Origin of the sequence: Frigoribacterium sp. PvP121 (assembly GCF_017833115.1) — a bacterium.
Classification (GTDB): Bacteria; Actinomycetota; Actinomycetes; order Actinomycetales; family Microbacteriaceae; genus Frigoribacterium; species Frigoribacterium endophyticum.
The window spans coordinates 487522-506571 of sequence record NZ_JAFIBR010000001.1 but is presented as its reverse complement, the minus strand read 5'-3'; the positions used below and the strand labels follow the sequence as shown (position 1 = coordinate 506571).

Below are 19050 nucleotides of genomic sequence, written 5' to 3'. Positions count from 1 at the left end.
CCGGTGCCTCCGCACGCGGGGGTCGCGGGGAGGCACCGGTCAGGAGCGGGGGCGCTCCGGAGGCCGTGTCGGCCGGTCAGGCCCCGGGAGCGGGGACGGCGACGCTCATCAGCTCGTTGCGGAGGCGCTGCGAGGCGATGCCGTCGGCCTGGTCGATGACCGAGGTGATGTGGTCGACGCCGACCGCCTCGATCTTCGCGATGAGCAGCTCGACGGTGGCCCGGTTGGTCTCCGCCTCCTCCTGCGCGTCCTCCCGGATGGGGAACGTGTCGAAGTAGATGACGCCGTCGTAGTCGTGGCGGAGCAGGTAGTACAGGAACTCGATCGTCTCGAAGGGGTGGATCGAGCCGATCATGAGCCCGTCGTCGTGGTCGTTGTTGCCGTCGTTGAGGTGGACGCCCCACAGCTTGCCCTCGGCGAGCAGCAGCGCGGCGCCGAAGCCGGGCGCGTCGCCGGCCATCAGCATGTGCGCGAAGTCGAGCGTCGCGCCGACGTTGGGCCGGTCGATCAGCTGGAGGACGTGCAGGGTCTGCCCGACGCTGCGGATGACCGAGTGCACGCGCTCCTCGTAGGGCTTGTACTCGATGCTGATGCGGACGTCGGGGCGGTGGTCGGCGAGCTCCTGGAAGGCCTCGACGATGCGGCCGAGGTCACGTGCGTAGTCCTTCTGGAACGTGTAGTCGAAGCCGTCGTAGCCGAGCCAGACCGTCACGAGGTCGCTGCCGCCGAGGGCCGCGGCGTCGATGCCGGCCTTCGTCAGCTCGATCGCCTCGCGGCGGACCGCCTCGTCGCGGTTGCTGTACTCGCCGTGGACGAAGTCCTTGCGGAAGCGCATGGCGACGCTGTTGAGCGAGAGCCCGAGCTCGTCGAGGAGGGGCTTCATGTCGGCGGGCTCGATGCCGACGAAGTGCTCGGGGTAGTTGAGGTCGACGTGGTCGATGCCCTTCGTCGCGCTGATGCGGCGGAGGGCTGCGGCGGTGTCTCCACCGGCGATGAACGAGTTGAGGCGCGTGGCGAACTTCATGGTGGCGACCGTACGGACCATGACCGGGATTGTCAAGCAGTGTCATTCCTGGTCACGCTCACTGGCCGGATGGGCGCGTGCGCCGCACCAGCATGCTGATCTTCTTTGACAACCGTCGTCATCGCCGCCTACTGTCGGCCCTGGCGGCGGCACGTCGTCGACACGACGAAGTGGAGGACCGCATGACGGCGCACGCCATCCTGGTGGTCGGCAGCATCAACTACGACCTGATCGTCAGCCAGGAGCGGCTGCCGCGGCGGGGCGAGACGCTCGTCTCCACCGGGTTCCGCGCCGACCCCGGCGGCAAGGGCGCGAACCAGGCCGTCCAGGCAGCCCGCCTCGGCGCCTCCGTCCGCTTCGTCGGCGCCGCGGGGGCGGACCAGCACGGCGAGATCTGCCGCGCCGCCCTCGAGCGCGAGGGCGTCGAGTGCCGGCTGCGGCCCACCGGCGCGGCGGCCGGCCTCGGCATCGTGCACGTCGTCGGCGACGGCGAGGTGCACGCGACGATCGTCGAGGGGGCGAACGCCGTCGTGACCGGCGAGTGGGTCGACGAGAACGCCGACCTCGTCGCGTCGTCGGCCGTCGTCGTGCTGCAGAACGAGGTGCCCGCGTCGGCGAACGAGCGGGCGGTGGCGCTCGCCGCGGCCGCGGGCGTCCCGGTCGTCTACAACGCCGCGCCCGCCCGGCCCGTGCCGCTCGAGGTGACGCGCGCCTGCGCCTGGTTCGTCGTCAACGAGGACGAGGCGGCCGAGTACCTCGGGCGCCCCCTCGGCGACGTCACCGACGACGCGGCGATGCGGGCCGCGGTCGCCGAGCTGGCGGCGTTCTGCGACTCCGTCGTCCTGACCCTCGGCAGTCGCGGCTGCTATGTTCTCGAGGGCCGACGGGTGGAGTTCGTGGGGGCGGTGCCCGCCCGCGCGGTCGACACGACCGGCGCCGGCGACTCGTTCATCGGGGCCTTCGCCGTCGCGCTGGCCGACGGGGTCGACCCGTTCTCGGCCGCCCGCACCGCCGCGCTCGTCGCCTCGATCACCGTCGCGGGGATGGGGGCACAGTCCAGCATGCCGACCCGGGAGGACCTCGAGGCGTGAGATCGTTCGCCAGGCACCAGCTGATCCTCGACCGTGTCGCCTCGGGCGACTCGATCCTGATCGACGACCTCGTCACGGCCACGGGGGCGTCGCCCTCGACCGTGCGCCGCGACATCCGTGAGCTGGAGCAGTCCGGCCACGTCGTGAGCCTGCGCGGAGGGGCGATCCGTGCCGAGGAGCGCTCGGCCGAGCTGCCGGCGGCGATGAAGTCGCAGATCAACCGCGACGAGAAGGTCGCGATCGCCCGCGCCGCCGCCGCCATGGTGGTCGAGGGCGAGACGATCTACGTCGACTCGGGCACGTCGCTGACCGAGTTCATGGTGGCTCTGCCGAACATCGACGTGCACGTCATCACCTCGAACACGCAGGTGCTCGGCATGGTGCCCCGGCCCCGGGTGACCGTGACGGCGCTCGGCGGCGACTACCTGCCCGACATCGGCTCCGTCGCCGGCACGATGACCGACCGACAGCTCGAGGACCTCTACTTCGACCGGGCCTTCATCGGCGTCACCGGCATCGACGCCGAGGCCGGCGTCACCACGTTCGACATCCGCGAGGCCAACAAGAAGCGCCTCGTGCAGGCGCACAGCCGCGAGACCGTCGTGCTCGCCGACAGCAGCAAGTTCGGCGTCGTCTCGCTCTGCCGCTCGTTCGGCCTCGGCGTCTGCACGGTCGTGAGCGACCGCGCCGACCCGGTGCTCGACGCCGCGGCGGCCTTCGTCGTCGCGCCGCGCCAGCGCTGAGCCGCACGAGCGCTGAGCCGCGCCCGGGCGCTGACCGTGCTCCGGGGTGCGCTCCCGCGCGAACGGAGATAGTCTCCTCTTCGCGATGCGGAGAGGTCCTCCGCATCGCGACGAGGAGGACGCCGTGCCCGACACGACCACCCGCGGAGCCAGGGCTCCCCGCGCCGACGCGCTCCGCAACCGCGAGCACCTCCTCGCCACCGCCGAGCAGCACTTCGCCGAGCACGGCGTCGGCGGCTCCCTCGACGCGATCGCGAAGCGGGCGGGCGTCGGCGCCGGCACCCTGTACCGCCACTTCCCGACCCGCGAGGCCCTGCTCGCGGCCCTGCTGACGGCCCGCGACGACGCGCTCGTCGCACGCCGCGACTCCCTCCGGGCCGGCCGCGACGACGGCACCGTTGACGCGGGCGACGCCCTGCACGGCTGGCTCGACGCGGTGATCGACTGGGCGGGGGCGTTCGACGGCCTGCCCGGGCCCCTCCGCGCCGCCACGCTCACGAGCGACTCGCCCCTCGCGACGACCTGCCAGGGCTTCGTCACCGTGACCGAGGAGTTCCTCGACGCCGCCCGCCGCGACGGCGCCGCCCGGAGCGACGTGCGCGCCCGCGACCTCTTCCTCGCCGCCCTCGCCACGAGCTGGGTGCGGGGCGCCGCGCTCGCCGACGACGACTCGGCCGACGGACTCGCGGCGCTCACCCGCCGGGGGTGGCAGGCACGTCCGGTCGCCGCGGGCGACGACGCCTGACGGCGGCTCCGAGCCCCCAGCCCCGAACCACGAACCCCGAACCCCGAACACGACCACGACCAGGAGGCGCCATGACCGACACCACCACCCCCGCACCCCTCACCCGCATCGGCGTCATCGGCAGCGGTGACATCGGCAGCGGTCTCGCCCGCCTCGCCGTGGCGGCCGGCCTCGACGTCGTCGTCGCGAACTCGCGCGGGCCGGAGTCGCTCGCGGGCCTCGTCGAGGAGCTCGGCCCCCGCGCCCGCGCCGCCACTCCCCGCGAGGCGGCGGAAGCCGGTGACCTGGTCGTGCTCGCCGTCCCGCTCGGCGCCTACCCGGCGCTGCCCGTCGACGCCCTCGCGGGCCGCGTCGTGCTCTCCACCGGCAACTACTACCCGCACCGCGACGGGCGCATCGCCGAGCTCGACAGCCTCGAGCTCGCCACCGCCGAGCTCGAGCAGCGGCTGCTGCCCGGCGCGCTCGTCGTGAAGGCGTTCAACGGGATCCTCGCCCACCACATCCCGGCGCTCGCGGGCTCGACCCCGCGTACGGCGCTCGCCGTCCAGGGCGACGACGCGACGGCCAAGGCCCGGGTCTCGGAGCTCGTCGACCTGCTCGGCTTCGAGCCGGTCGACGCGGGCTCGCTCGCCGAGTCGTGGCGCACCGAGCCCGAGTCGGGCGCGTACACCCCGATCTACGCGGCCGACGCAGCGGCCCTCGCCGTCGACCACCTCGCCGACCCGGGCGCGCCCGTGACGGCGGAGCGCCTCCGCGAGCTGGTCGCCGCGTCGCACCGCGCGGACGTCGCCGCCCGCCAGTTCTGAGGGCCCGGGGAGGCGCGGGTCGGCCCGCCGGGGGAGGTCGCGCCGGTGCGGCGGGTCCGTGTCCTCCTGGGCGGGCCGGCGCCGACCCGCCCAGGAGGACGGGAACCCGCCGCACCCGGCGGGGAGAGCACCGGGGAGGACGGCGACCCGCCGACTCCGGCCCGCCGCCCGCGGCCCCGCGCCTCCCGCTAGCGTGGTGCGAGGCCCACCCGCATCTCGACGACGAGGACACGCACGCATGGCTCTCCGACCCCTCCACGACGACTGGACCCTCGAGGCCGTGAGCGGCCCGGTGCCCGCCGAGGTCGCGGGCCGGCGCATCCCGGCCACCGTGCCCGGCGTCGCCCACACCGACCTGCTCGCCGCGGGGATGGTCACCGACCCGTTCGACGGCGACGCCGAGGCCGCCCAGCAGTGGATCGGCGACACCGTCTGGCGCTGGCGGACGACGTTCGAGTGGCACGACGACGGCTCCGAGCGTCACGACCTCGTCGCCGAGGGGCTCGACACCGTCGCCCGCGTCGAGCTGAACGGCGTCGTCGTCGCCGAGACCGAGAACCAGCACCGCTCGTACCGCGTCGACGTGCGCCACGCGCTGACCGACGGCGACAACCACCTGGTCGTGACGTTCGCCGCGCCCGTGCCCGAGGTGGAGTCGCGGGTCGAGCGCCACGGAGCGCTCCCGCACGTCAACCACCACCCCTTCACGATGCTGCGGAAGTCCGCCAGCAACTTCGGCTGGGACTGGGGCGTCGACGTCGCCACCAGCGGCATCTGGCGACCGATCGGGCTCGACAGCTGGTCGGGCGTGCGGATCGCGTCCGTCCGGCCGCTCGTCGACGTCACCGACGAGGGCGGGGTGCTCGACGCCCACGTCGAGCTCGAGTGGGCGACCCCGGGCGCCCCGGCCGGCGCCGGCACCACCACCGCCGCCGAGATCGAGGTGACCGTCCTCGTCGACGGGCACCGCGCCTCCTCGGCGGTCGCCCCCGGCACGACGCAGGTGCAGCTCACGGTCGTCGTGCCGGACGCCGAGCTCTGGTGGCCCCGCGGCCACGGCGCCCAGCCGCTCTACCCCGTCACCGTCACGGTCGGCAGCAGCAGCGAGACCGAGCCGTGGGAGGCGCGGGTCGGCTTCCGCACCGTCGCCCTCGACACGGCCCCCGACGAGCACGGCGCCCCCTTCGTGCTGAGCGTCAACGGCCAGCCGGTGCAGGTGCGGGGCGCGAACTGGATCCCCGACCACGCCTTCCTCACCGAGATGACGCCCGAGCGCTACCGCCTCCGCGTCGCCGACGCGACCGACGCCAACATGAACCTGCTGCGCGTGTGGGGCGGCGGCGTCTACGAGTCGCACGACCTCTACGACGCGTGCGACGAGGCCGGCGTGCTCGTCTGGCAGGACTTCCTCTTCGCCTGCGGCGCCTACGCGGAGGAGCCCTGGCTCGCCGACGAGGTCGAGGCCGAGGCCCGCGAGGCCGTCACCCGCCTCAGCCGCCACGCGAGCCTCGTGATCTGGAACGGGAACAACGAGAACATCTGGGGCTACGTCGACTGGGACTGGCGCCGCCAGCTCGCCGGCCGCACCTGGGGCGAGGGCTACTACTTCGACCTGCTGCCGCGCGTCGTCGCCGAGCTCGACGGCACCCGGCCGTACTCGCCGGGCAGCCCGTGGTCGTTCGGCGACTACCTGCACCCGAACGACGCCGCCAACGGCACCATGCACATCTGGGACGTCTGGAACCGCCTCGACTACACCGCCTACCGCGACCACGAGCCGCGCTTCGTCTCCGAGTTCGGCTTCCAGGGGCCGCCCGCCTGGTCGACGCTGACCTCGGTCGTTCACGACGAGCCGCTCGACCCGTACGGCCACGAGATGCTCGTGCACCAGAAGGCGGAGGACGGCAACCTCAAACTGGAGCGGGGCCTCGACGGCCACCTGCCCGCGCCCTCGACGATCGAGGACTGGCACTGGGCGACCCAGCTCAACCAGGCCGCGGCGATCCGGTTCGGCGTCGAGCACTTCCGCTCGCTGGCGCCGCGGAACACCGGCGTCGTCGTCTGGCAGCTGAACGACGACTGGCCCGTCGTGTCGTGGGCGGCGGTCGACTTCGCGGGGCACCGCAAGCCGCTCTGGCACGTGCTCCGGGCCGTCTACGAGGCGCGGCTGGCGACGATCCAGCCCCGCGCCTCCGGCCTGGCCCTCGTGCTGCTCAACGACACCGACGAGGCGTGGAGCGGCACCGCCACGGTCGCCGCCGTCGCGTTCGACGGCGGGCGCCGCGACGAGGTCGCGCTGCCGGTCACGGTGGAGGCGCGGGGCAGCACCACGGTCGCGCTGCCGGCCGCGCTCGTCGACGGCCTCGACCCCGCCGCCGAGCTGCTCGTCGCCGACCTGCCCGGCTTCGGCGCCGGCCGCGCCCGGTGGGACGCCGCCGAGGTCGTCGACCAGCACCTCGACCCCGGTGCGGTGGAGGCGGTGGTCGCCCTCGCCGAGACCGCTCCCGGCGTCGCGCTGGTCACGGTCACCGCCCGCAGCTACGCCCGCGACGTGACCCTGCTCGTCGACCGGGTCGACCCCGGGGCCGTGGTCGACACGGGCATGGTGACGCTGCTCGCGGGGGAGTCGGCGACGTTCCGGGTGACCGGGGTCGCCGAGTCGGACGCCGAGCGGCTCACCGCCGACGACGTCGTGCGGCACGCGGGCGACCTGCAGGGCTGACGCCCGGGCTCGCACGGCGTCGAGTGGTCACGATCTGCTCCTCCCCGGCTCGGGGGCGAGCAGATCGTGACCACTCGGCGGGCGCGCGGCGCGCGCTACGGGCGGCGCAGGACGAAGTTCGTCATCACCTGCGACATGACGAGCTGCTCGTCGGCGTCGACCAGCTCGATGCGCGTGCGGAGGATGCCCCGGTCGGGCCGCGACGCCGACGGCCGCGCCTCGAGCACCGTGAACCGGGCCGTCAGCTGGTCGCCCGGGCGCACCGGCCGGTGCCAGCGCAGCTCGTCGACGCCGGGCGACGACAGGCTCGTCTCGCCGTTCAGCCAGTGGTCGACGAGCAGCCGCATCATGATCGCGGTCGTGTGCCAGCCGCTGGCGATGAGCCCGCCGAACGGGCCGGCGGCGGCCCACCCGGCGTCGACGTGCATCGGCTGCGGGTCGAAGGCGGTCGCGAAGGCGACGATCTCGTCGGCCGTGACCGTGGTCGGGCCGTACTCGGCGTGGAGGCCGGGCGGGTAGTCCTCGAAGTGCCGGTCGGGCAGGGGCGTGGTGAAGGGGTCGAGCACGACCCCAGTCCACCACGCGCGCGCCGCTGCGGCGCACGGGGCTCGAGTGGTCACGAACTGCTGCTCCCAGGGCGGAGGACGGACCGATCGTGACCACTCGGCCCGCGACGCCTACCGTCGGGCGACGACCGCCCAGCCGTGGGCCCCGACGACGAGCTCGTCGCCGTCGAGCCCCGCGTCGCGCCCGGCGAGGAACTCGCCCGGCGCCGGGTCGGCCACCCGCAGCGGCTCGTCGCCGAGCGAGAGGGCGACGACCAGCGCGACGTCGCCCGCGTCCCCGCCCGCGCCCGGCCGAAGCTCGAGCACGAGCAACTCGTTCGTCACCGACACCGTCCGGGACCGGGCCGTGTGCAGCCACGGGTGACGGCGGCGGAGCCCGATCATCTGCTGGTGCAGCGCCAGGGCGGCGGGGTCGGCGTCGGGCACGAGCGACACGACGTCGTCGCCCGACCAGCGGGGGAAGGCCGGGCGCACTGCGTCGTCGCCGCCGACCCGCTCCTCCTTCACGGCCCGCAGCCCGAGCTCGTCGCCGTAGTAGACCGACGGCACCCCGCCGAGGGTGAAGAGCAGCACGGTCGCGTGCGCGTGGTGGCGCTCGTCGTCGACCTGGCTGGCGATGCGGGTCACGTCGTGGTTGCCGACGAAGGTCAGGGGCACGAACGCGTCGAGGAACTCGTCGTGCCGGGTGAGGGCCCACGCCAGCTCGTGCAGGTTGACGCTCTGCAGCCCGTGCCAGACGCCCTGCCAGAGCTCGTACTGGGTCACCGCGTCGAGCCCGGCCTCGCGCACGATCGCGGCGTAGTCGCCGTGCAGCACCTCGCCGACCACCCACACGTCGGGGTGCCGCTGGCGCACGGCCGGCAGCACCTGCGCCCAGAACGCGGTCGGCACCGAGTAGGCGGCGTCGAGGCGCCAGGCGTCGGCGCCGCGGTCGCTCCAGTGCACCATCACGTCGGTGACGAGCCGTGCCACCTCGGGCGACGAGTGGTCGAGGGCGATCAGCCCGCCGTGCCCCTCGAAGGTCGCCAGGTCGCCCGACCCGTCGCGGCGGAACAGCGCGGCCGCCGGCGACGACGGGTCGGCGCGGGCCTCGACCAGCGGCGGGAACTCGGGGCCGACGTGGTTGAAGACGCCGTCGAGCATCACGCGGACGCCCTTCTCGTGCGCCGCGTCGATCAGCGTGACGAGTTCGTCGTCGCTGCCGAGCCGCGGGTCGACGTGCATCCAGTCGATGGTGTCGTAGCCGTGCGTCGACGACGCGAACACGGGCCCGAGGGCGAGCCCGTTGGCGCCGAGGGCGACGAGGTGGTCGAGCCACGGCACGAGGTCGAGGAGGCGCGGTGCCGGCGAGCGGTCCGCCCCGGTCGTGTCGGCCCCCACGAACCCGAGGGGGTACACGTGCCACCACACGACGTGCTCGGTCCAGGCCGGGGCGCCGCCCGGGGTCGAGGCGTCACCCGGGGTCGCGGCGTCGGTCGGGGCGGGGGCGTCGGGCTGCTGCATGCCCGCCACGGTACCGACGCGGGCGGTCTCGACGCCCAGGCACGCGCCTCCGCCCGGGCCTGGCCGATGCGCGAGCCCCCTCCCTCGGGGGGTGCCCCGCGGCCTTGCTGAGGGGCGCTCACAGGTTTATCTTGGTGACCGTAACAACCGGACGACGTCGGGCCCTCACCACGCCCGTGCGGTCGGCGCACCGCGGTCTCACCAGCCGCCTCCCGCGCCCCTCCGTGGCACTCCGTCGGCCGGACACGCTGCACCCAAGGATCAGGACACCCCGCCATGCGCACCGCCACGCCCCGTGCTGCCCGCCTCGCCGCCGTCATCGGCGTCCCGCTCGCCCTCGTCGCCTCCGGGCTCGTCGTCTCGAACGCGTCGTACTCGGCGTTCAGCGCGCAGACGAGCAACCCCACGAGCAACTGGACCACCGGCTCGGTGAAGCTCACCGACAACGACTCCGACGTCGCCCTCTTCACCGCCGTGAACCTCAAGCCCGGCTCGACCGGCTCGAACTGCATCACCGTCACCTCGACCGGCAGCCTGCCCTCGACCGTGAAGCTCTACGGCACCGGTGCCGTGAACGTCAGCAACGACCTCGGCCTGAAGACGTCGCTCAAGATCGAGCAGGGCTCCGGCACCTGCGCCGCGTTCGTCGCGGCCACCACGGGCGGCACGGTCTACGACGGCACCCTCGCCGCGTTCCAGACGGCGCGCTCCAGCTACGCGACCGGCGCCGACGCGTGGGTCACGACCGGCAACCCGACGGGGGCCGACTCCGCCGCCGAGAACCGCGTCTACAAGTTCACCTACACGGTCGGGCAAGACCTCCTCAACGCGTCGCAGGGCCTGAACGTCAAGCAGGGCTTCACCTGGGAAGCCCAGAACAACTAGCCGTCCCCGGGCGGCGGCGCGCACCGCGTCGCGCCGCCGCCCGCCCCACGTCACGGACCCCACGTCGAGAGGGGAGGCCGCCATGTCGGCGACGGCACAGCACGTCGCGAGCTCTCTGCAGGGCTCGACCCGCGCCTCCTCGTCGACCCTGCCGACGGCGCGGACGGGCGTCGAGGACTGGTCGCGCATCGTCGTCGCGACGGTCGCGCGCGGCGTGATCGTCGCCCTGCTGGGGCTCGCCTTCTGGGCCGCGGCGCCCGCGGTGCTCGGCTGGCACCCGACGACGGTCGTGACCGGCTCGATGGAGCCGCGCATCCGCGTCGGCGACGTCGTCGTCTCGCGGCCCGTGCCGATGGACCTCGTCCAGACCGGGCACGTGCTGCTCGCCGACGACCCCGACCAGCCGGGGCACCTGCGCCTGCACCGCTACGCGGAGGCGCTGGCCGGCGGCATGATGGTGACCAAGGGCGACGCCAACCCCGCCGTCGACTCGACGCCGATCGGGGCGTCGGCGGTGCACGGGGTGGGGTTCCTCCGCGTGCCGTCGGTCGGTCTGCCCGTGGTCTGGGCCCGAGAGGGCCGCTGGGTGCCGCTCGCGATGGTCGCCCTCGGGGTGCTCGTGCTGCTGGCGCTGACGACGGTCGACCGCGAGCAGCGGCGGATCTGCGCCGAGGCGAAGGCGGAGGCCGCGGCCGCGGCCGGCACCGGGGAGTCGCGGGTCGGCCTGGGCCTGCCCGCCCTCGTCGCCTGGCCGACCCGGCGGTCGATCCGCCACCGGGCGCGGAGGCTGCGGCGCCTGCGCACCGCGTCGTCCGCCCTCGCGCTCGCGATGCTCGTCACGGCCCCGCTCGCGACGCTGCCCACGGAGGCGGCGGCGGCGCCGTTCTTCGCCTGGACGGCGACGTCGGCGTCGTTGACGGCGGGGACGGTGGACGCACCGACCGCTCCGACCTGCACCAACATCAGCGGCGGGGTCCGCATCGGCTGGACCTACGCGGGCGAGACGCCGTCGACGTTGCGCTTCAGCGTGTCGTCGGGCTCCGTCTCGGTCTCCACCACGACCTCTACCGCGAGGACGGTCGACTTCCGACCCGCGGGGCTGCTCGCTCTCGGCCCCCAGACGCTCACCGTCACGACACAGCTGGTCGGCGCCTGGACCAGGGCCTCGCCGACCACCGTGCCGGTCACGGTCCTGTCGATCGCCGGCATCGGCACGGTGACCTGCGGCTGATCGTCAGCATCGCCCCCTCCGTGAGGCTCATGGTCCGGGTACGACGACCCGTCGGCCCTGATCCATCAGGTGCTCGCTCACGACGGCAGGTCTGGTGCCGGGTAGGCGTCCCAGCCGCCTCCTACGCCGCCGTCACGAGACTCAGCGGCCAGCTGTCGACGGATGTAGGCACCGAGATACGGCAGCGAGAACTGGACGTAGCCGTGGCCCACCGGGCGGACGTACCCGCTCTCGATCAGTCGCTTCTTGTACACCTGGACGTACGCATCAGAGACGTCCATCCGCCGGACGATGTCAGCGACCTTCGTCCGGTCGTCGTCGGCCGCCATCGCGTCGAGGAACTTCTGGTCGACGTCGGAGAGGTCTCCGTACACCCGGCTGATGACCCGGCTCTCGACAGCCCTGATGGCCCTGTCATGAGCGACGGTGGCATCGGCGAGGGTGATGGTCGCGGTACCGGGATCGTTGCGCCAGGCGTAGTCGCCCGCCAGCTGGACGAGGTACGGATAGCCCTGAGAGAGGGAGACCAGCCTTCCCAGCGCGTCCTCGTCGATGCCTCGACCCCCCAGCCCGGCGGTCTCCACGAAGACACGACGGGTCTCCGGTGCGGACAGTCGCTCGAAGCCGACTTCACGGGAGCGACGGAGGAACGTGGTGTGTTCCTCGGCCAAGAGTGCGTCGAGGCTGACCTTCACCCCCGCGAAGACGACCATGATCTGCGCCCCGTCCTCGAGTGCGTGTGATACCTGCAAGGCGAATCGGCTCAGTTCCCGCAGACGGACCTTGCCCGAGGAGACCTCGTCGATGGTGATGAGGATGCCTCCCTCGTGACCGACGGCTGACGACAGTGCGACGAGATCGGTGCGGAGCTGAGGCTTCACGGTGCGGTCTCGGTCGACGTACTCGATGTCTGCGCTGAACTGCCAGATCCCGAGCGAGGTCAGGCGAGCACGACGAGCCGGGGCCATGTCGTTGATGAGAGTAGGGATGGTGGAGTCCATGACGCGCCCCATGAGGCCCGCGCTCGCGTCGTCACTGATGACGACCCAGCCAGCGCTCCGAGCGTCGTCCTGGAGGGTCGTCAAGAAGGAGGTCTTGCCGGCCCCTCGGAGGCCTGACACCAGGACGGAGTGGTTCTCTCCGAAGTCGAGGGTCGAGAAGACAGCTCGAAGCTCCGCGAGCTCTTCCCTGTGCCCGCCGAAGATGGCAGGCTTCTTGCCGTACCCCGGGGTGAAGGGGCTGGGCGGAGTCTCGGTCATCGTGCCCTCCGAATCGTATTCATTTTATTCTATTCGGACTCGCTCACGGCCGGCGCGGATCGACGTCGTCAGCCGCGCCGCCGCGACCTGGGCCGCCGACCGCAGCTCCGGCGGGCCCACCACCGTGAACGGCGCGTCGAAGCGCAGCGCCGCGGCGAGCACCCCCGCCCACGACCACGAGCCGATCGTGAGGCGGCTGCGGTGCTCGCCCCGCGCCTCCAGCAGGCCGTCCGCGACCCAGGGGGCGACCTCGCGGGGCGGCAGCTCGAGGTCGACGACGCCCTCGCAGGGCCAGCGGTCGGCGTCGGCCGAGCCCTTGGCGCGCGCGGCGACGACCGCGGCCGCGTCGGGGCCCGGCAGTGGTCTGCGGGCGAAGGGGGCGCCTCCCGGGCTCCGGGGGTGCACGCGGTCGAGGCGGAAGACGCGCCAGTCGTCGCGGTCGAGGTCCCAGGCGAGCAGGTACCAGCGCCCGCCGCGCAGCACGACGCCGTGCGGCTCGACCCGGCGGGGCGGGGCGGGCAGGGCGCCGGCTGACCGGCTGGCCGTCTCGTCGCCCGTCGTCGCGTCGGCCCCGGGCACCGCGACCCGGTCGTAGCGGAACCGCAGCACCCGAGCGTCCCGCGTCGCGGCGCTGACGAGCTCGAGCACGGCCGGGTCGACCGGGTCGACGGGGGGAGGCGCGGTGAAGCGGATCCCGTCGACCCGGTGCCGCAGACGCGACGGCATCACCTGCCGCACCGTCGCGAGCGCGCGCGCGGCGGCCTCGTCGAGGTCGACGCCGCTCGCCGTCACGCCCTGCAGGGCGACCGCGATCGCGACCGCCTGCTCGTCGTCGAAGAGGAGCGGCGGCAGGTCGGTGCCGGGGGCGAGGCGGTAGCCGCCCTCGGGCCCGCGCGTGGCGACGACGGAGTAGCCGAGCTCGCGGAGCCGGTCGACGTCGCGCCGGACGGTGCGCGCGGTGACCCCGAGCCGGTCGGCGAGCAGCGGCCCCGGCCAGTCGCGCCGCGTCTGCAGCAGCGAGAGGAGCGACAGGATGCGCGACGAGTTCCCGACCATGCCCCGAGTCTGCCGTGAGGAGCGGACCGTAACTGTCCGCATCGTGCGGGACGGTGAGCGTGCGGCAGGTCGCCGCGCACCACCACGACCGGGAGGACCCTTCCATGACCATCACCACGACCACCCACCTCAACCTCCCCGGCACGGCCCGGGCCGCCCTCGACTTCTACGCCTCGGTCTTCGACGGCGAGGTGACCGCGGCCGCCACGTACGGCGACTTCGGCATGCCCCGCGACCTGCCGGGCGCCGACAAGGTCGTCTTCGGCCGGGTCGACGCGGCCGACGGGTTCCGGCTGCTCGCCTACGACGTGCCCGGGCTCGACACGACCGACACCGCCGCCGTCGCGGGCACCACCCGCCGCGTCGACGGCACGACCGTCACCGACCGCACCTTCTTCCAGTCGCTCCAGGGCGAGACGCTGGAGGAGGTCGTGGCCCTCTGGCACCGTCTCGCCGAGGGCGCCGACGTGGTCGAGCCCCTCGCCGCGTCGGCCTGGAGCCCCGGCTTCGGCATGCTCACCGACCGCTTCGGCGTGACCTGGGTCGTCGACGTGCAGGCCGCGCACCGCTAGCGTCTGGCGAGCGGCAGGTCGCCGCGCGAGCTGAGGAGGCGCCGTGCCGCTGGACGAGACCGACCACGAGCTGATGAGGGCCGTCGCCCGTTACCTGCGCCGGGTCGAGGAGCTCTCCAGCTCCGAGCACGCGAGGCGGCGCACCCCGCTCGGCGACCTGATGACCGACCACCTCGGGGTCGACGCGACCACCCTCGCGACGATCACCGAGGAGGTCGCGCCGCACCGGCTGGTCGACGCCGACATCGCGCTCGAGGTGCTCGCGGGCCTCGACGCTCCGGCCGCCGGTCGCGTGGTCGGCGTCAGCGGCGGCGAGCAGCGCTTCCACTCGTCGGTCAGCGAGCTGATCGCGAACCCGCACACCCCCTTCGCGGCCGGGCCGGTCTCGTACGCGAGCCGGGCCACGGGGCCCGACACGAGTCGTCGGGTCGTCGCGTTCGGGGTGCGCCTCCTGCAGGTCGACGGGGTGCCCTTCGTCGTCCTGCAGCGCGACGCCGCGCCGCAGTTCGGGCGCTCGTCGGCGAGCCTCGACGTGCTCGCCGCCGACGAGTCGGCCGTGCCTGTTTTCCTCGACCGCCTCAGGGCCCTCATGGTCGAGCACAGCGTGCTGCGCGGCCACGTGCTCTCGTTCACCGCGACCGAGTACGGGCAGGAGGCGGGTGCCGCCTTCCTGCCCCGCCCCTCCGTCTCCGCCGACGACGTGGTGCTCGAGGAGGGCGTGCTCGAGGCCGTCGTCGACCACGTGGTCGGCATCGGCGAGCACCGCGACGAGCTGCTCGCGGCCGGGCAGCACCTCAAGCGCGGGCTGCTGCTCTACGGCCCTCCCGGCACGGGCAAGACGCTGACCGTGCGGCACCTGCTCTCGCGGACGCCGGGCGTCACGACGGTGCTGCTGACCGGGTCGAGCATCCAGTTCGTCCGGGCCGCGGCGGAGGTCGCGCGCACCTTCCAGCCCTCGCTCGTCGTGCTCGAGGACATCGACCTGGTCGCGATGGAGCGCAGCTACAGCCCCCAGCCCCTGCTCTTCGAGGTGCTCGACGCCCTGGACGGGCTCGACGGCGACGCCGACGTGGCGTTCGTCATGACGACCAACCGGGTGCAGGTGCTCGAGCGGGCCCTCGCCGCGCGGCCCGGCCGGGTCGACCTCGGGGTCGAGATCCCGCTGCCGGGGCTCGAGGCGCGCCGCCGTCTCTTCCGGCGCTACGCGGCCGCGCTGCCCTTCACCGACGGGGCGCTCGACGCGGCCGCCGACCAGGCCGAAGGCACCACGGGCTCCTTCGCCAAGGAGCTGATGCGCCGCAGCGTGCTCGGTGCCGCCCTCCGCGGCACGGTGCCCGACGACGACGACCTCGCGGCGGCGCTCGAGACGCTGCTCTCGTCGGGCGAGGCGCTGACCCGCCTGCTGCTCGGCGGGCGCGGTGCGGGCGGCGCGGGGGAGGAGGGCGCCGGCGACGACGGCGACGGGTTCGACGGCGGCGGCTTCGACGGCGGCGGCTTCGGCGACGACGGCGACGGCGGCTTCGACGGCGACGGGACCGGCGGGTTCGGCGACGGCGGCTTCGACGAGCACCACGAGCACGACCACGGCGGGGACGTCGTCATGACGAAGGGGATGTGGTCGACGAGCGGCTCGGCCGCGATGGGCAGCTCGCTCAGCATCGTCTGGGACGAGGAGCCCGGCGACGGCGACGGCGAGCCGGACGGGGCCGGGTCCGACGGCGAGCCGGACGAGCCCGGGCAGGCCGGCCCCCGCCGGGGCGTCTGAGCGGTGCGGCGGGTCGGTGTCCTCCTGGGCGGGTCGCCGCCGACCCGCCCACGAGGACGGGGACCCGCCGCACCCCGGGCCCCGGGCAGCCCGCGAGGGCACGGACCCGCCGGGTCCGGCCCCGCCCTTCCCTGCCCGCGAGCGGCCCGCCCGCCCTCAGCTCGCGGGGCTGATCTGCGCGTAGAGCAGCGCGGGGTCGTGGGCGAGCGAGGCCTTGACCATCGCGCTCCAGTCGTCGACGACGACCTCGATGGCCCCGGCGGCGAGGCCGTCGAAGGAGGCGCGGGGCACGTCCGCCGGGTCGATCATGGGGCCGTCGTAGCCGGCCATGATGTCGGTGTCGGCGGCGCCGAGGTGGACGCCCTGCACGAGGGTGCCCTGGGCGGCGAGGTCCTGGCGGACGCCGTTGGTCATGTTCCACTCGGCGGCCTTCGCGGCCCCGTAGCCGCCGTTGCCGGGGTACGCGAACCACGACAGCGCGCTGAGCACGTTCACGATCGCCCCGCCGCCGTTCGCGGCGAGGGCCGGTGCGAACTCGCGGATCACGTCGAGCGTGCCCCAGTAGTGCGTGTCCATCTCCCGCCGCAGCTCGGCGAGGTCGCCCGTGACGAGCGGCGTCGAGGTCGCGATGCCGGCGTTGTTGACCAGCAGCGTGACGTCGGTGGCGACGCGGGCGGCGGCGACGACCGACGCGTGGTCGGTGATGTCGACGGCGAGCACCTCGACGCGGTCGAGGGCGGCCAGCTCGAGGGCCTCGGGGGAGTCGACGCGACGGGCGGTCGCGTAGACCTTCCGGGCCCCGCGGGCGAGCAGCTCGTCGACGAAGCGGCGGCCGATGCCGCGGTTGGCGCCGGTGACGAGGGCGACCTGGTCGGTGATGTCCATGGTGTTCGTTCTTCCTTCTCGGGGCGGCCGGGCGGTGCGTCCGGGCCTGCGCGGCTACGCTAGGACCTCACGTAGACGTCAAGGGCAAGTCCTGCCCCAGATCGACCACCAGACCCGCGCCGAGCACCCGCCCGACGCCCCACCGGGAGGAGCGCTCGTGCGCATCGGAGACGTCGCTGCCCGCGCCGGGGTCAGCCCCCGCGCCCTGCGCTACTACGAAGAACAGGGGCTGCTGCCCGCCGACCGCACCGGCAGCGGCCAGCGCGTCTACGACGAGGCCGCGGTCGAGCGGGTGCAGCTCATCCAGCAGCTCTTCGCCGCTGGCCTGGCGAGCCGCACCATCGTCGAGCTGCTGCCCTGCGTCGACGCGGGCGTCGCCACCCACGAGTCGCTCGCGCTGCTCCGTCGCGAGCGCGACCGCATCACGGCGAGCATCGCCGAGCTCACCGCCGCCCGTGCCCAGCTCGACCGCGTCATCGACGTCTCGCTGCACCCGACGCCCGAGCACTGCCCCGCGCTCCGTGACGGCGGCCCCGCCACCGTCGCCTCGGCGGCGTGACCACCGCCTCCGCGGAGCCCGGCGAGCTGCGGGAGGCGGCCGTGACGGCCGTCGACGGCACCCGCGTCGCGTACGCGGTGCAGGAGGGCGCCGAGCCGACCGTCGTGCTCCTGCACGGCCTCGCCGGCAGTGGCCGCGAGCTGCTGCCGACCGCTCGGGCGCTCGTCGGGCGCCGCGTGGTGCTCGTCGACCAGCGCGGGCACGGACGCAGCACGCGGCGCCCCGTCGACCTCTCGCGGCGGGCCTTCGTGGCCGACGTCGTCAGCGTCGTCGAGGCGGAGGCCACCGGCCCGGTCGACCTCGTGGGCCAGTCGATGGGCGCCCACACGGCGATGCTCGTCGCGGCGTCACGCCCCGACCTCGTGCGACGGCTGGTGCTGCTCGAGGGCGACCAGGGCGGAGGGACGCCGGAGTCGCACCGAGCCCTCGGCGACTTCTTCCGGTCGTGGGCGGTCCCGTTCGCCGACCGGGCGGCCGCGCTCGCCGCGCTCGGCGACGGGCCGCTCGAGCGGGCGTGGGTCGACGACCTCGAGGAGGGGCCCGACGGGCTGCGCCCCCGCTTCGACGCCGACGTGCTCCAGACCACCATCGAGGCGGTCGGGGTGCCGCGCTGGGCGGAGTGGGAGAGCGTCACGGCGCCCACGCTCGTCGTGTGGGCGGAGGGCGGCATGTTCACCGCCGAGCAGCAGGATGCCTTCGTCGCCCACGGCCGGGCCGTGACCAGGGTCGACCTCGTCGGGGGCTCGCACGACGCGCACCTCGACGCTCACGACGCCTGGATCGCGGCGCTCGCCCCCTTCGTCGCGCCCTGAGTCGGCACGCGGCGCGCCCCGCGCCTCCTCGGTGTCCCCCGTCGTGCAGGTCGAAGTGACTCGATCTGGGGCCTGCCGAGCCGGGAGGGCCCAGGAAGGGGCACCTCGATGACGACGAGGCGACGCCGAGGAGGCGCGGCGCACGTCGAGCGTCACCCGCGCCCCCGAGGCCAGTTCAGCCCACGGCCTCGCTCGCGACGGCGTCGAGCGCCTCGGTGATGCCGTCGAGCTGGGGCAGCGCCCCCGCGATGGTCTCGTCGGTGCCGGTGGTCGACAGCACGTACCAGTAGGCCTCGTCGAGCGCGGAGGCGATCTGCGTGCCCTGCTCGGTGAGCTGCAGGTGGAGGCTGCGCCGGTCGCCCGGGTGGGCCACCCGGGCCACGCGGCCGGACGCCTCGAGGCGGTCGACGACGGCGGTCACGGTGCCGGTGCTGAGCACGAGCTCCTTCGCGAGGGCGCCGGGGGTGATGCCGGGGTTCTCGCTCACCACGAGCAGGGCCGAGAGGTCGGTCGGGGCCATGCCGACCACCTTCGCGGCGTGCACCCGGTAGCGCCGGTGGGCCTCGTCGAGCCGTCGCAGCGTGGCCGCGAGCTTCTTGATCGAGTCGGGGTGGTTGGCGGGGGTCGGCGGCAGGAGGTCGTCGGTCACGGTCGTCTCCCTGCTCGCGCCCTCCGTCGGCGCGTCGGCCACCAGTGGACCACAGACCGGCCGTCGGGTCGAGTCGCCCTGCCGAGGGTGCGCCGAGAGGACAGCTCGTGCCGTGGCACCCGAGCGGGGGATGCCCGTTGTGGGGCATGTGGGGGACCCCTCCCTGTCAATAACCTG

18 protein-coding genes are annotated in these 19050 nt (G+C 74.1%); 11 read left to right on the top strand and 7 right to left on the bottom strand.

Going from position 1 to position 19050, the window contains the following annotated elements; translation table 11 throughout:
• Nucleotides 1-76: 76 nt before the first annotated feature.
• Nucleotides 77-1024, bottom strand: coding sequence for a sugar phosphate isomerase/epimerase (locus JOE43_RS02375; RefSeq protein ID WP_056059192.1), 948 nt, complete (start codon nt 1022-1024; stop codon nt 77-79).
• 77 nt (nt 1025-1101) lie between these two features.
• On the opposite strand from JOE43_RS02375, the gene JOE43_RS02370 reads away from it, so the two are divergent.
• The 5 genes from JOE43_RS02370 to JOE43_RS02350 all read left to right on the top strand — a co-directional run bounded on the left by JOE43_RS02370 (nt 1102) and on the right by JOE43_RS02350 (nt 7131).
• On the top strand, nt 1102-2115 hold the full coding sequence (locus JOE43_RS02370; RefSeq protein ID WP_209514343.1) for a ribokinase: 1014 nt from the start codon (nt 1102-1104) through the stop codon (nt 2113-2115).
• The gene (locus tag JOE43_RS02365) at nt 2112-2858 is read left to right on the top strand and encodes a DeoR/GlpR family DNA-binding transcription regulator (RefSeq protein ID WP_167260621.1); all 747 of its coding nucleotides are present in this window, start codon (nt 2112-2114) and stop codon (nt 2856-2858) included. The genes JOE43_RS02370 and JOE43_RS02365 overlap by 4 nt, the downstream gene beginning before the upstream one ends.
• Before the next feature lie 124 nt (nt 2859-2982).
• The gene (locus JOE43_RS02360; RefSeq protein WP_307803202.1) at nt 2983-3603 is read left to right on the top strand and encodes a TetR family transcriptional regulator; all 621 of its coding nucleotides are present in this window, start codon (nt 2983-2985) and stop codon (nt 3601-3603) included.
• 71 nt (nt 3604-3674) lie between these two features.
• Complete coding sequence (locus JOE43_RS02355) at nt 3675-4409, top strand: NADPH-dependent F420 reductase (protein ID WP_209514339.1); 735 nt, start codon at nt 3675-3677, stop codon at nt 4407-4409.
• Between the two features lie 238 nt (nt 4410-4647).
• Nucleotides 4648-7131, top strand: coding sequence for a glycoside hydrolase family 2 protein (locus tag JOE43_RS02350; RefSeq protein WP_209514338.1), 2484 nt, complete (start codon nt 4648-4650; stop codon nt 7129-7131).
• Between the two features lie 95 nt (nt 7132-7226).
• Here the strand turns inward: JOE43_RS02350 and JOE43_RS02345 are convergent, their stop codons facing one another.
• Both JOE43_RS02345 and JOE43_RS02340 read right to left on the bottom strand, forming a co-directional pair.
• On the bottom strand, nt 7227-7697 hold the full coding sequence (locus JOE43_RS02345) for a MaoC family dehydratase (protein WP_209514336.1): 471 nt from the start codon (nt 7695-7697) through the stop codon (nt 7227-7229).
• 111 nt (nt 7698-7808) lie between these two features.
• Nucleotides 7809-9200: an alpha-amylase family glycosyl hydrolase gene (locus tag JOE43_RS02340; RefSeq protein ID WP_209514334.1), complete on the bottom strand. Its 1392-nt coding sequence runs from the start codon at nt 9198-9200 to the stop codon at nt 7809-7811.
• Nucleotides 9201-9476: 276 nt separating this feature from the next.
• On the opposite strand from JOE43_RS02340, the gene JOE43_RS02335 reads away from it, so the two are divergent.
• Nucleotides 9477-10085, top strand: coding sequence for a hypothetical protein (locus tag JOE43_RS02335; RefSeq protein ID WP_209514332.1), 609 nt, complete (start codon nt 9477-9479; stop codon nt 10083-10085).
• An 82-nt stretch (nt 10086-10167) separates the two neighbouring features.
• The gene (locus JOE43_RS02330; protein WP_209514330.1) at nt 10168-11316 is read left to right on the top strand and encodes a hypothetical protein; all 1149 of its coding nucleotides are present in this window, start codon (nt 10168-10170) and stop codon (nt 11314-11316) included.
• Between the two features lie 77 nt (nt 11317-11393).
• On the opposite strand, the gene JOE43_RS02325 is transcribed toward JOE43_RS02330, so the two are convergent.
• Nucleotides 11394-12575: an ATP-binding protein gene (locus JOE43_RS02325; protein WP_209514328.1), complete on the bottom strand. Its 1182-nt coding sequence runs from the start codon at nt 12573-12575 to the stop codon at nt 11394-11396.
• A 24-nt stretch (nt 12576-12599) separates the two neighbouring features.
• Nucleotides 12600-13631 carry a YafY family protein gene (locus JOE43_RS02320; protein ID WP_209514326.1) on the bottom strand — a complete coding sequence of 344 codons (1032 nt, stop codon included), beginning with the start codon at nt 13629-13631 and terminating at the stop codon, nt 12600-12602.
• Nucleotides 13632-13735: 104 nt separating this feature from the next.
• Between JOE43_RS02320 and JOE43_RS02315 the strand changes: the two genes are divergently transcribed.
• Nucleotides 13736-14203 carry a VOC family protein gene (locus tag JOE43_RS02315; protein WP_209514324.1) on the top strand — a complete coding sequence of 156 codons (468 nt, stop codon included), beginning with the start codon at nt 13736-13738 and terminating at the stop codon, nt 14201-14203.
• 43 nt (nt 14204-14246) lie between these two features.
• Nucleotides 14247-15968, top strand: a complete 1722-nt coding sequence (locus JOE43_RS02310; protein WP_307803201.1) for an ATP-binding protein — start codon at nt 14247-14249, stop codon at nt 15966-15968.
• A gap of 156 nt (nt 15969-16124) precedes the next feature.
• On the opposite strand, the gene JOE43_RS02305 is transcribed toward JOE43_RS02310, so the two are convergent.
• Complete coding sequence (locus JOE43_RS02305) at nt 16125-16853, bottom strand: SDR family oxidoreductase (RefSeq protein ID WP_167260602.1); 729 nt, start codon at nt 16851-16853, stop codon at nt 16125-16127.
• A gap of 157 nt (nt 16854-17010) precedes the next feature.
• Between JOE43_RS02305 and JOE43_RS15825 the strand changes: the two genes are divergently transcribed.
• Together JOE43_RS15825 and JOE43_RS02295 are read left to right on the top strand one after the other, a co-directional pair.
• Nucleotides 17011-17412, top strand: coding sequence for a MerR family transcriptional regulator (locus JOE43_RS15825; protein WP_307803200.1), 402 nt, complete (start codon nt 17011-17013; stop codon nt 17410-17412).
• Nucleotides 17409-18224 carry an alpha/beta hydrolase gene (locus JOE43_RS02295; RefSeq protein WP_307803199.1) on the top strand — a complete coding sequence of 272 codons (816 nt, stop codon included), beginning with the start codon at nt 17409-17411 and terminating at the stop codon, nt 18222-18224. The genes JOE43_RS15825 and JOE43_RS02295 overlap by 4 nt, the downstream gene beginning before the upstream one ends.
• Before the next feature lie 175 nt (nt 18225-18399).
• Here the strand turns inward: JOE43_RS02295 and JOE43_RS02290 are convergent, their stop codons facing one another.
• Nucleotides 18400-18873: a MarR family winged helix-turn-helix transcriptional regulator gene (locus JOE43_RS02290; protein ID WP_156370141.1), complete on the bottom strand. Its 474-nt coding sequence runs from the start codon at nt 18871-18873 to the stop codon at nt 18400-18402.
• Nucleotides 18874-19050 lie beyond the last annotated feature (177 nt).